We start from the raw sequence: 12,715 nt of genomic DNA, 5'->3' as shown, positions 1-12,715 counted from the left end.
CTGCAGGCGCTCAGCCGATCGCCCGCAGCGACAGCACCTTCTGGAAGGCGTCCACCGGCTTGCCCTTGCGGGCGCGCTTGCCGACGTGTGCCACGTAGGCGCTGTTGCGCACGTCCTCTTCCTTGGGCTTGCCGCCCCGCGTGGTGCCGATCACGCGCACACCCTGGTGCACGGTCGCGATCGCGATCAGCGGGTCGGCCTGGGTGTCGACTTCCATCAATGTCAGCCCGCGGCCACCATTGGACTGGAGCTTGAGCTCGTCCAGGCCGAACACCAGCATCCGGCCGCCCTGTGCCAGACAGGCCACCTGCGTGTGCGCGGGCTGTACGCGCACGGGTGGCAGCAGGGTGGCGCCTTCGTCGAGCGTGAGGAAGCCCTTGCCGCCCTTCTGGCGCGTCATCAGATCGCCCAGCTTCGCGAGCAGGCCGAAGCCCGCGCTGCTGGCGAGCAAGATGGTCTGTTCGGGTGAGCCAGCCAGGTAGTGGCGCGGCTGGGTGCCGGACTCGAGCTCGATCATCGTGGTGATGGGCTGGCCGTCGCCCCGCGCGCCCGGCAGGCTGCTGACCGGCACGCTGTAGACGCGGCCGTTGCTGCCCAGCACGATGAGCGGATCAACCGTGCGGCACTCGAAGGTCCCGTACAGACCGTCACCCGCCTTGAAGGCGAAGCCGGCCGGATCGTGGCCATGGCCGGTTCGCGCACGCACCCAGCCCTTCTCGCTGATCACCACCGTCACCGGCTCGTCGATCACCTTCACTTCGGCCACGGCGCGCTTTTCGGCCTGGATCAGCGTGCGGCGCTCGTCGCCGAACTGCTTGGCGTCGGCCTCGATTTCCTTGATCACCGTGCGGCGCAGCGCCGTGTTGCTGCCCAGGATCTCTTCGAGCTTGCCCTGTTCGCCACGCAGGTCGGACAGCTCCTGCTCGATCTTGATGGCCTCCAGCCGGGCCAGTTGGCGCAGCCGGATCTCAAGGATGTCTTCCGCCTGGCGGTCGCTCAGATTGAAGCGCTCGATCAGCGCGGCCTTGGGCTCGTCGCTGTGACGGATGATGGCAATCACCTCGTCGATGTTGAGCAGCACCAGCTGCCGGCCTTCGAGGATGTGGATGCGGTCGAGCACCTTGTCGAGGCGGTGCTGCGTGCGCCGGGTCACGGTTTCCATGCGGAAGCCGATCCACTCGGACAGAATCTGCCGCAGGTTCTTCTGCGTCGGCCGGCCGTCGGCGCCCACCATGGTGAGGTTGATCGGCGCCGAAGTTTCCAGGCTGGTGTGCGCCAGCAGCGTGTTGATCAGCTCTTGCTGGTCGATGGTGCGGCTCTTCGGTTCGAACACCAGGCGCACCGGGGCGTCCTTGCTCGACTCGTCGCGCACGGCATCCAGCACCGACAGCACGGTGGTCTTGAGCTGCAGCTGCTCGGCCGTCAGGGCCTTCTTGCCGGCCTTGATCTTGGGGTTGCTCAGCTCCTCGATCTCTTCCAGCACCTTCTGCGAACTGGTGCCGTGCGGCAGCTCGGTGACGATGAGCTGCCACTGGCCGCGCGCCAGGTCTTCAATCTTCCAGCGGGCGCGCACCTTGAGGCTGCCGCGGCCGGTGCGGTAGGCATCGGCAATGTCCTGCGCGCTGGAGATGATCTGGCCGCCCCCGGGGAAATCCGGGCCGGGCAGCATCTCGGCGAGCTCGGCATCAGACAGATGATCGTTGCGGATCAGGGCCACGGTGGCCGCAGCCACTTCGCGCAGGTTGTGGCTGGGGATCTCGGTGGCCAGGCCCACCGCGATGCCGCTGGCGCCGTTGAGCAGCACGAAAGGCAGACGGGCAGGCAGCTGCTTCGGCTCTTCGGTGGAGCCGTCGTAGTTCGGCACGAAGTCCACCGTGCCCATGTCGATTTCGTCGAGCAGCAGGCGGGCAATCGGCGACAGGCGGGCCTCGGTGTAGCGCATGGCCGCCGCGCCATCGCCGTCGCGCGAGCCGAAGTTTCCCTGGCCGTCGATCAGCGGGTAACGCAGCGCGAAGTCCTGCGCCATGCGCACCATGGCGTCGTACGCCGCCGTGTCGCCATGCGGGTGATAGCGGCCCAGCACGTCGCCCACCACGCGGGCGCTCTTGACGGGCTTGGGGCCGGTGTTGCCCGAGAAGGTGAGGCCCATGCGCGCCATCGCATACAGGATGCGGCGCTGCACGGGCTTCTGGCCGTCGCACACGTCTGGCAGGGCACGGCCCTTCACCACGCTCAGCGCGTACTCCAGGTAGGCGCGCTCGGCGTAGTGGGCCAGGGTCAGGGACTCGCCGCCATCGCTGGGCGGCGCAGTGAAATCGATGGTCTGTTGGGTCATCGTGGTCGGTCAATGCAGGCCCGGGCTGTCCGGGCGGAAGGAAGTGTAGTGGCACGGCGGCCTCCCGCCGGTCGCAGTCGAACCGCCCGTTGACGCGGGTTTGCATCGGATCGCCAAACTCAGTCTCGCGGCAGAGCCCCGCGGCCTCGCTACCCTCCACGGATGTCTGCCCTTGTCTGGTTCAAGCGCGACCTCCGCACGGTCGACCACGCGCCGCTGTATGCAGCGATTGCGCGCCACGGCGCGGCCGGGGTGCGGTGCCTTTACGTGATCGAACCTTCGCTGTGGTCGCAACCCGATGCATCGGCGCGGCAGTGGGCCTTCGTGCGCGACTGCCTGATCGAGCTGGACCAGGCCCTGAAGCGGGTCGGCTGCCGTCTGATGGTGCGCCGGGGTGAGGTGACCGACGTGCTCGCCGCGCTGTGGCGTGAAGCCCCGTTCGAGGCGCTGCGGGCCCACGAGGAAACAGGCAACGCGGTGACATACCAGCGCGATGTGGCGGTGGCGCACTGGTGCGCGGCGCACGGGGTGCTGTTTGACGAAACACCGCAGACCGGGGTCGTGCGGCGCCTTCGCGACCGGAACGGGTGGCATCGGCACTGGCAGCGCTTCATGGCCAGCCCGACGCTGGGGGCACCGATGCAGCATGACGTTGGCCATGCCGCAGCGACGGATCTCGTGCTGCCCGCCCCTGCCGTGCTGGGCCTGACCGACGGGCTGCCCCGCCATCGGCAGCAGGGCGGGCGCGAAGCGGGCCTGGCGGTGTTGAACGAGTTCCTTCATGCGCGTTGCGGGCGCTACCGCGGGGGCATCTCGTCGCCGCTGTCGGCCCCCACCGCCTGCTCGCGCCTGTCGCCCTACCTCGCATGGGGCTGCTTGTCGATGCGCGAGGTGGTGCAGGCAACCGCAGCCCGCATGGACGTGCTTCATGCTGTGGCCGCGCTTGACCCGCTCGCGGCCCGGCAGCACGCCGGCCTCAGCGCCTTCCTGAGCCGACTCCACTGGCACTGCCACTTCATTCAGAAGCTCGAGAGCGAGCCCGAGTTGGAGTGGCGCAACCTGCACCGAGGCTACGACGGCCTGCGCGACGAGAGCGCCGACGAGGCCCGCCTCGCTGCACTGATGGCGGGCCGCACCGGATGGCCGCTGGTGGATGCCTGCGTGACGATGCTGCGCGAGACCGGCTGGCTCAACTTCCGCATGCGCGCCATGCTGGTGTCCGTGGCCACGTATCCGCTCTGGCTGCACTGGCGGCCCGTGGGCCTGTGGCTTGCGCGCCAGTTCGTTGACTACGAGCCCGGCATCCACTGGAGCCAGATGCAGATGCAGGCAGGCACCACGGGCATCAACACCACCCGGGTCTACAACCCGATCAAGCAGGCGCGTGATCAGGATCCGCACGGGCACTTCGTGCGCCGGTGGCTGCCGGCCCTCCGCCGCGTGCCCGACACCTGGCTGTTCGAGCCATGGCGCATGCCGGCGGATGTGCAGCAGCGCTGTGGTGTGCGGGTGGGCAGCGACCCGGGTGCGGACATCCCCCTGCCGCTGGTGGACCTGGAGACCGCTTTGCGGACAGCACGCGCCCAGGTGCACGACGTGCGTGCGCGGCCCGAAGTGAAGGCCGCCACGGCCGGGATCGTCGAGCGGCATGGCTCGCGCGTGAACCGCGATGGCCGCGGACCGGGCCCGCGCCGCAGCCCCGCACCGCCGGCGGCCGACCCTCCGCAGCTGTCTCTGGAGTTCTGACATGCGCATGCGCAAGAAAGCCGATCTGCCCACCAAACTGTGCCTTGCCTGCCAGCGGCCCTTCGCCTGGCGACGCAAATGGGCGCGCGACTGGGACGAAGTCAAGTACTGCTCCGACCGCTGCCGACAGCAGCGCCCCTCACAAGGCCAGGCTGCTGCATGAGCACGGTGGTCCACTGGTTCCGCCATGACCTGCGTCTGGCAGACAACCCGGCCTTGACCCGCGCTGTGCGGGACGCTGAGGCACACGGTCACACCCTGCTGCCGGTCTATATCTGGGATCCGGCCCAGGCGCAGCCCACGCGCTGGGTGCCACGCCGCATGGGGCCACACCGCATGGCCGTGCTGGCCGACACGCTGACCGCGCTCGACACGGCCCTGCAGCAACGCGGCAGCCGCCTGCTGGTGTTGCGCGGCGCAGCCGTGTCCGTGCTGCCGCGGCTGGTGCGGGCGGTGCAGGCCGTGCAGGTGAGCGCCGAGGCCATTGCCGCGCCCGAGGAGCAGGACCAGGCCGACACGCTGGCGCGCACGGCCCGCCTGGCGGGATGGCGCTGGACGCCGGTGTGGCAATCGAGCCTGCTGGATCCCCCCGACCTGCCCTTTGCCGTGGACCGCACCCCGGACGTGTTCACCGCCTTTCGGCAACAGGTGGAGCGCGCCGGCGTGCAACCCCGGGCGCCGCTGCCCGTACCGTCCCGGCTGCCTGCCCTGCCTCCGCACGATGCACTGTGGGACCCGGTGGCCGCGGCGCAGGGCCACGCCGCGCTGCTCCCGCAGGATGATGGCGAGCCCCCGCTGTGCCATACCCCACTGAAACGGCCCGCGCCCCCGGGGTTGATGCCAGAGGCGCGTTCGGCCTTTCCCTATCACCTGCCCGTCTGCGCCCCGGGTGAGGCTGGCGCGCAGGCCCATGTGGCTCAGTACATGAGCCGCAACCTCCCGCACAGCTACAAGGACACCCGCAATGGCCTGATCGGCGTGGACCACTCCAGCAAGTTCTCGCCCTGGCTGGCCAGTGGTGCGTTGTCGGCCCCGCAGGTCATGGCGGCGCTGCGCGTCTTCGAGGCCGAGCACGGTGCAAGCGACGGCAGCTACTGGCTGTGGTTCGAGTTGCTGTGGCGCGATCATTTCCGACTGATGCACCTCAAGCACGGCCGCGCGTTGTACCGCGCCCGGGGCCTGACCGAACTCCCCCCGCCGCCACATGATCCGCGGGCCTTCCAGCGCTGGTGCGAGGGCCGCACCGGCCAGCCCCTGGTGGACGCTGGCATGCGCGAGCTGGCGGCCAGCGGCTTTTTGTCCAACCGCATGCGGCAGGTGGTGGCCAGCCACCTGGTGCACCACCTGCGCTGCGACTGGCGTGCCGGCGCCGCGTGGTTCGAATCGCAGCTGGTCGACTACGACGTCTACAGCAACCAGGGGAACTGGCTGTATGGGGCCGGCCGCGGCACCGACCCGCGCGGCGGGCGCCGCTTCAACCTCGACAAGCAGGCACAGGACCATGACCCACAGGGCCTCTACCGCCGGCTGTGGGGCACCGCATGACCACGCTGCGCCTCATCCTCGGAGACCAGCTCAACCCGCAGCACAGCTGGTTGGCCGAGGTGCGCCCCGATGTCGTCTACGTGTTGATGGAGGTGCGCAGCGAAACCGACTACGTCCGGCACCACGCGCAGAAGATCCTCGCCATCTTTGCCGGCCTGCGGGACATGGCGCGCCGCCTGAAGGAAGCCGGCCACCGCGTGCGCTACGTGGCCATCAACGACGCGAGCAACCGCCAGTCGATCACGGGGAACCTGAGCGCCCTGGTGGCCCATTACGGCGCCCTGCGCGTTGCGTACCAGGCCCCCGATGAATGGCGGCTGGATGCCGAGCTGGCGGCCTGGGCAGAGGGCCAGCGCGCGCAAGGCGTCGGAGTCGAGATGGTGGACAGCGAGCACTTCCACACCGCACGCGACGAGGCCGGTGCGATCTTCCAGGGCCGCAAGCAGTGGCTGATGGAGCACTTCTACCGCCAGATGCGAACACGCCACAACGTGCTGCTGGAAGCCGACGGCAAGCCGGAAGGCGGCCAATGGAACTTCGACCACGACAACCGCAAGCCGTGGCCCGGCACCCCGGCCGAGCCCACCGACTGGCGCACCCCGCACGACCACCGTGCGCTGTGGGCCACCATCGAAGCCGCCGGCGTTCAGCACTTCGGCGACCCGCAGGCCGGCACGCTGGCCTGGCCGCTGAACCGCGAAGAAGCCCTGCAGCACCTGGCGGCCTTCGTGCAGCACGCCCTGCCCCACTTTGGCGATTTTCAGGACGCACTGACGCACCGCGGCTGGCGCCTCTTCCACTCGCTGCTGTCCTTCGCACTCAACACCAAGATGCTGAACCCGCGCGAGGTGGTCGGTGCGGCCGCGGCGGCCTGGCAATCCGGCCACGCGCCCCTGCACGCGGTGGAAGGCTTCATCCGGCAGGTTCTGGGCTGGCGCGAGTACGTGCGCGGCGTGTACTGGGCCCACATGCCGCGCTACACCGAGCGCAACCAGCTGGGCCACACGCGCCCGCTGCCCGCCTGGTTCTGGACCGGCGACACGCGGATGGCGTGCATGAAGCAGGCCATCGGCCAGTCGCTGCGCGAGGCCTACGCCCACCACATCCAGCGTCTGATGGTGATCGGCAACTTCGCGCTGCTGGCGGGGCTCGATCCTCAGGCCGTGCACCTGTGGTATCTGGGCGTCTACATCGACGCCTTCGAGTGGGTGGAGGCGCCCAACACGCTGGGCATGAGCCAGTTTGCAGACGGCGGCCAGCTGGCCACCAAGCCTTACGTGTCGAGCGCCGCCTACCTGCACCGCATGGGCGACCATTGCGCCGGCTGCCCCTACGACCGCAAGGCCCGCCTGGGCGAAAACGCCTGCCCCTTCAACGCGCTCTACTGGGATTTCCACCTGCGGCATGAACAGACCTTGCGGCGCAACCCGCGCATCGGCATGGTCTACAAGCAGATCGACCGCATGACGCCCGACGAGCGCACCGCCACCCAGGGCCAGGCCGCCCGATGGCTGGCAGACATCGACAGGCTCTGACGCGCGCCGGGATCCGGGCACACAAAGGGCGTCCACGCCACAAGGTCGTGATGAATTCACGCCAGCGGCAACAGGCCTCCTCATGGTTTCGGCCGATCGGCCGACGTCCAACACAATGCGGAAAAACCGTTCATCCCCTGAACGATCTGCCCCCTCTGTCATGCCCGACTCATGTCTTCGCGCCGCCCTCGACGCGGTCCGGCCCACCGGTCGCGACGTCCACACGGCCAGCCTGCGAGGCCACACGCTTGGCACCGCCTTCCAGCCAATCTACAGCCTCTCTCACAGCCGGGCCGTGGGGCATGAGGCCCTGCTGCGGCCCACGGACGCGGCTGGCCATCCCGTCTCTCCACTGCAGCTGTTCGAAGACGTTCCCGCAGCGGAGGCCGCCTGGTGCGACACCCTCAGCCGCGTCATGCACCTGCTCAACTTCGCGGCGCAGGCCCAGCCCGCCCAATGGCTGTTCCTCAACATCCGGCCCGAAGCCTTGATGGCGCTGGCACAACCCGAGCAGCTCGCCTTCCTCTGCGAGCTGCTCGAGCGATTGAAGATTTCGCCCTCTCTGATCGTGCTGGAACTGCTCGAAAGCGCCATCCCCCCCGGCGACGCCTTTCTGCATGCCGTTGAGGTGCTGCGCAACCGCGGCATGCTGATCGCACTCGATGATTTCGGCGCGGGCCACTCCAACTTCGACCGCGTCTGGCGCATCCGGCCGGACATCGTCAAGCTCGACCGCAGCCTGGTCATCGCCCTGGCCGAAGACCCGGCGCGCCTGCGTGTCATCGCCCAGACGGTGTCGGTGCTCCACGAGGCCGAAGCACTGGTGCTGATGGAGGGCATCGAGACGGCGCGCGAGGCCCTGCTCGCGCTGGACTCCGATGTCGACCTGGTGCAAGGCTTCTACTTCGCGCGCCCGCATCCTGAACTCGATCGCCGCCCGCGCCATGACGCCATCGTGTCACTGCACGGCGAACTGGCCCGCTTCCGCGCCGCCCAGCGGCAGCGTCAGAAAAACCTGCTCGCCCCCTTCCAGAATGCCATCGGCTATGCGGGCGTGCTGCTGAGCGCGGGCCGCTCGCTCGATGAAGCCGCGCGCTCGTTCCTGGCGCTGCCCGGTGCACTGGTCTGCTTCGTGCTGGACGAATCCGGCTTTCAGGTGGGGCCGAACCTGTGGGTGGAAGACCAGCGTACCGCGCGGGGGCCGGCCTTCAGCCCGCTGGCGCAGGCCGACGGCGCCTGCTGGGCGCGCCGGCCGTACTTCAAGCGTGCGCTCCAGTCACCGGGTCGTGTGCAGGTGACGCGCCCCTACCGCACCCTGGGGGGCAAGGGCATGACGGTCACCGTCTCCTACGCCTTTCAGCAGGCGCACGCGCACGGTGAGGAAGAACCCGGGTGGCGCGTGGTGTGCGGTGATGTGAGCTGGGGCGCAGGAGGTGTCCGGCACGCCGAAGAGACCGACGCCGTCGACGCGCTCCCCACCTTCCCAGCGCCGCTCGGCTGAGCGGCAGCAGCCGGCGCGCCACCGTGCCACGAGCGGATCAGCCCGCTACCATGCGGGGTATTTCCACTTCCGCAGGCAAGCGCAATGAACGGCCCCACCCGCGCCTTCTGGCAAGAACGCTTCGACACCGAACAGACCGGCTGGGATCGCGGTGGTCCGAGTCCCCAGTTGCTCACGTGGCTCAGCAGCGGCACCCTTCAACCCTGCCGAATCGCCGTGCCCGGCTGCGGCAACGGCTGGGAGGTGGCCGAACTGGCGGCCCGCGGCTTTGACGTCACCGGCATCGACTACACCGAGGCGGCGGTGGCTCGCACCCGCGCACTGTGCGCCAAGCGCGGCGTCCAGGCCGAGGTTGTCCAGGCCGACGTGCTGACCTTCCAGCCCGATGCCGCCTATGACGCCGTGTACGAGCAGACCTGCCTGTGCGCGCTCCACCCCGATCACTGGGTCACGTACGCAGGGCAGCTGCACGCGTGGCTGAAGCCCGGTGGCCGGCTCCACGCGCTGCTGATGCAACGGTTGCGCCCCGAGGCGAGCGAACAGGGGCTGATCGAAGGCCCGCCCTATCACTGCGACATCAACGCCGTGCGGGCGCTGTTTCCCGCGACAAGGTGGCACTGGCCCAAGCCGCCGTACACGAGGGTGCCCCATCCCAGCCTCTCGCACGAGCTCGGTCTCACGTTGAACCGCATTTGATCCTCGTCAAACGCTCTGCATGCGCAGCGCGTGTCTCAGGCAGATGTCCGGAAAAAAGGGTTCTCCCCACTTCAGGTCCTCGCAAATCGGCCGAAAGTGCAAGAACCGAAAAATCCAATAAAGGTATCCGGACTTATGACACGCTCATCTTCCACCCCGTTCGGCATCGCCGGACGTCTGATGGCCGTGGTGGTACTCCTGACCCTGGTGCTGGTGGGCACTGCGGTCTATGCCACCCGCCAGCTCGGTGAGGTCGAACACCTCGCCCTGCGCGCCGAAAAGAACCGCGTCCCGCAGCTCACGCGGATGGCGCACATCGAGTTGAACGTGACGCGGGTGTCACTTCAACTGCGCCACGCCATGCTGGCCCGCACGCCCGCCGAGCGGCAGGCCGCGCTCGATGACATTGGCGCCAAGCGCCGCCTCATCGACGAGGAACTGGAGCGCTACCGCAGCATGCTGCTGACCGACACCGGCCGGCAACGCTACGCTGCCCTGCCTGACCTGGTCAAAGCCTTCTGGAAGACCGGCGAGGCCAACATCGCCCTGATTCAGCAGGATCGCAAGGACGAGGCCTTTGCCTTCCTGGTGGAGCACACCATCCCGGCGCGCAACGCGCTGCTCAAGGTGCTGGCCGACACGGTGGAGTACCAGAGCCACAGCCTTGCGGAAGAAGTCACCGACATCCAGAACGCCGCAGACGGGATCCGGCGCACCCTGCTGGCCGCCTTCGCCCTCCTGATCGCCGGGCTCATCGGCTTTGCCCTGTGGACCGGCCGCACGCTCCGTCAGCGCGTGCGCGCCGCACAGGCCGTGGCCGAACGCGTGCGTGACGGCGACCTGGCCAGCGAGATCCGGGATGAGGCACGAGACGAGCTTTCGCCGCTGGTGAACGCGCTGGCCGAGATGCAGGCTGCCCTGGCGCGGGTCGTGTCGGGCGTGCGCAGCAGCGCGGAAAGCGTGGCCACCGCCAGCCGAGAGATCGCACTGGGCAACCAGAACCTGTCGGTGCGCACCGAAAGCCAGGCGTCGGCGCTGGAGGAGACGGCCGCCACCATGGACCAGCTCGGCGCGACCGTACACCACAACGCCCAGCAGGCACAGCAGGCGACGCAACTGGCCGAGGAGGCCGCCTCCGTCGCGGTGCAAGGCGGCACGGTGGTGGGCAACGTGGTGCAGACGATGCAGGGCATCTCGTCTTCTTCGCGCCAGATCGCCGACATCATCAGCGTCATTGACGGCATCGCGTTCCAGACCAACATCCTGGCGCTCAATGCCGCCGTGGAAGCCGCCCGTGCGGGTGAGCAGGGCCGCGGCTTTGCCGTGGTGGCCAGCGAGGTGCGCAACCTGGCACAGCGCAGCGCCGAAGCGGCCCGCGAGATCAAGTCGCTGATTCAGGGCAGCGTGGAACAGGTCGAGCAAGGCGCGACGCTGGTCCAGGAAGCCGGCGAAACCATGGACGGCATCGTGCGCGCCATCACGCGGGTCAACGAGATCGTCCGCGAGATCAGCACCGCCAGCCGCGAGCAAAGTGCCGGCATCGGCCAGATCGGGCAGGCCATCGATCAGATGGACCAGTCCACCCAGCAGAACGCTGCACTGGTGGAAGAATCGGCCGCGGCCACGCAGAGCATGAACCACCGCGCCGATGAACTGGTGCAGGCGGTGGCGGCCTTCCGACTGCGCAACGCCTGAAGGGCGACCCCGTTCAGATGTCGATCTCGACCGCGTCGCCGTGCAGCTCCATCAGCTCACGGCGCGACGCGGCCTCGCCCTTGCCCATCAGCCGGTTGAACGCCCCTTCGGTGTCGCCGAAGCCCGGCTCGCCATAGGTCACGGGCAGCAGGCGGCGGGTGTCCGGGTTCAGCGTGGTGTCCCACAGCTGTTCGGCGTTCATCTCGCCCAGGCCCTTGAAGCGGCTGATGCTCCAGGCGCCTTCGCGGCAGCCTTCCTTGCGCAGCTTGTCGAGGATGGCGGTGAGCTCGCCCTCGTCCAGCGCATACAGCTTGGCCGCCGGCTTCTTGCCGCGCGCCGGCGCATCCACCCGGAACAGCGGCGGACGCGCAATGTAGATGTGCCCGGTCTCGATCAGCCGCGGGAAGTGGCGGAAGAAAAGCGTGAGCAGCAGCACCTGAATGTGTGAGCCGTCCACGTCTGCGTCCGACAGGATGCAGATCTTGCCGTAGCGCAACCCCGAGAGGTCGACCTCGTCGTTCGGCCCGTGCGGGTCGACCCCGATGGCCACCGAGATGTCGTGGATCTCGTTGTTGGCAAACAGGCGGTCGCGCTCCACTTCCCACGCGTTGAGCACCTTGCCGCGCAGCGGCAGGATGGCCTGCGTCTCCTTGTCGCGGCCCATCTTGGCGCTGCCACCGGCCGAGTCGCCCTCGACCAGAAACACCTCGTTGAACGCGATGTCGCGGCTTTCGCAGTCGGTCAGCTTGCCCGGCAGCACGGCCACGCCCGAGCTCTTCTTCTTCTCGACCTTCTGGCCGGCCCGCTGGCGAGCCTGCGCCTGCTTGATCACCAGTTCGGCCAGCTTGCGGCCGTATTCCACGTGCTGGTTGAGCCACAGCTCCATGGCCGGCTTCACGTAGGTGGTCACCAGGCGCAGCGCATCGCGGCTGTTCAGGCGCTCTTTCGTCTGTCCTTGGAACTGCGGGTCCAGCACCTTGGCGCTCAGCACGAAGCTGGCGCGGCTGAACACGTCGTCGGGCATCAGCTTCACGCCCTTGGGCATCAGCGAGTGCATCTCGATGAAGCCCTTCACCGCGTTGAACAGGCCGTCCTTCAAGCCCGCCTCGTGCGTGCCACCCGCCACTGTGGGGATCAGGTTGACGTAGCTCTCGCGCATGGGCGCGCCTTCCTCGGTGAAGGCCACGCACCAGGCCGCGCCCTCGCCTTCGGCGAAGTTCTCGGTCTCGCTGCCACTGGCGTACTGCTCGCCTTCGAACAGCGGGATCACCGGGTCGGCCGTGAGCGTCTGGGTCAGGTAATCGCGCAGGCCGCCCTTGTAGAGCCAGGTCTGCACCTCGGCGTCCTTGCCAGCCTTCTCGATGGTGAGCGTGATGGTCACGCCCGGCATCAGCACGGCCTTGCTACGCAGCATGTGCACCAGCTCGCCGCGCGGCAGCTCGGCGCTCTCGAAGTACTTGGCATCCGGCCACACGCGCACGGTGGTGCCGTTCTTGCGATCGCCGCTGCCCGCCGGGCGCACGGCCACGGGCTCGATCACGTCGCCGCCGCTGAACGCCAGCGTGGCCACCTGCTTGTCGCGGCACACGGTCACCTGCAGGCGCGTGGCCAGCGCGTTGGTCACGCTCACGCCCACGCCGTGCAGGCCGCCCGAGAAGCTGT

General features: G+C 68.6%; 9 protein-coding genes. 7 read left to right on the top strand and 2 right to left on the bottom strand.

What is annotated here, in order from left to right; translation table 11 throughout:
• Positions 1-10 precede the first annotated feature (10 nt).
• Positions 11-2,335 (bottom strand): DNA topoisomerase IV subunit A, encoded by a 2,325-nt coding sequence (gene parC, locus Q0Z44_RS13415; RefSeq protein WP_298013563.1) that lies wholly within the window; start codon positions 2,333-2,335, stop codon positions 11-13.
• 162 nt (positions 2,336-2,497) lie between these two features.
• Here parC and Q0Z44_RS13410 point away from each other — a divergent pair, with 162 nt between their 5' ends.
• The 7 genes from Q0Z44_RS13410 to Q0Z44_RS13380 all read left to right on the top strand — a co-directional run bounded on the left by Q0Z44_RS13410 (position 2,498) and on the right by Q0Z44_RS13380 (position 11,053).
• Positions 2,498-4,081: an FAD-binding domain-containing protein gene (locus tag Q0Z44_RS13410; RefSeq protein WP_298013561.1), complete on the top strand. Its 1,584-nt coding sequence runs from the start codon at positions 2,498-2,500 to the stop codon at positions 4,079-4,081.
• Between the two features lies 1 nt (position 4,082).
• On the top strand, positions 4,083-4,244 hold the full coding sequence (locus Q0Z44_RS13405) for a DUF2256 domain-containing protein (protein WP_298013559.1): 162 nt from the start codon (positions 4,083-4,085) through the stop codon (positions 4,242-4,244).
• A complete protein-coding gene (locus Q0Z44_RS13400) occupies positions 4,241-5,626 on the top strand; it encodes a DASH family cryptochrome (RefSeq protein WP_298013557.1) in 1,386 nt (461 codons plus the stop codon). Before Q0Z44_RS13405 ends, Q0Z44_RS13400 begins: the two co-directional genes overlap by 4 nt.
• Positions 5,623-7,161, top strand: coding sequence for a cryptochrome/photolyase family protein (locus Q0Z44_RS13395; protein ID WP_298013555.1), 1,539 nt, complete (start codon positions 5,623-5,625; stop codon positions 7,159-7,161). Before Q0Z44_RS13400 ends, Q0Z44_RS13395 begins: the two co-directional genes overlap by 4 nt.
• Positions 7,162-7,321: 160 nt before the next feature.
• Positions 7,322-8,662 (top strand): EAL domain-containing protein, encoded by a 1,341-nt coding sequence (locus Q0Z44_RS13390; protein ID WP_298013553.1) that lies wholly within the window; start codon positions 7,322-7,324, stop codon positions 8,660-8,662.
• An 84-nt stretch (positions 8,663-8,746) separates the two neighbouring features.
• The gene (locus tag Q0Z44_RS13385) at positions 8,747-9,358 is read left to right on the top strand and encodes a methyltransferase domain-containing protein (RefSeq protein WP_298013551.1); all 612 of its coding nucleotides are present in this window, start codon (positions 8,747-8,749) and stop codon (positions 9,356-9,358) included.
• A 135-nt stretch (positions 9,359-9,493) separates the two neighbouring features.
• Entirely contained in the window at positions 9,494-11,053 is a 1,560-nt protein-coding gene (locus Q0Z44_RS13380; protein WP_298013549.1) for a methyl-accepting chemotaxis protein, read from the top strand.
• Positions 11,054-11,066: 13 nt separating this feature from the next.
• Here Q0Z44_RS13380 and Q0Z44_RS13375 read toward each other — a convergent pair.
• Positions 11,067-12,715 (bottom strand): DNA topoisomerase IV subunit B (locus tag Q0Z44_RS13375; protein ID WP_298013547.1); only part of this gene is annotated, 1,649 nt, incomplete at its 5' end.

Source organism: uncultured Aquabacterium sp. (genome assembly GCF_947366995.1).
GTDB lineage: Bacteria > Pseudomonadota > Gammaproteobacteria > Burkholderiales > Burkholderiaceae_C > Aquabacterium.
The sequence above is the reverse complement of the archived record's forward strand: the minus strand, read 5'-3'. Positions and strand labels throughout refer to the sequence as shown.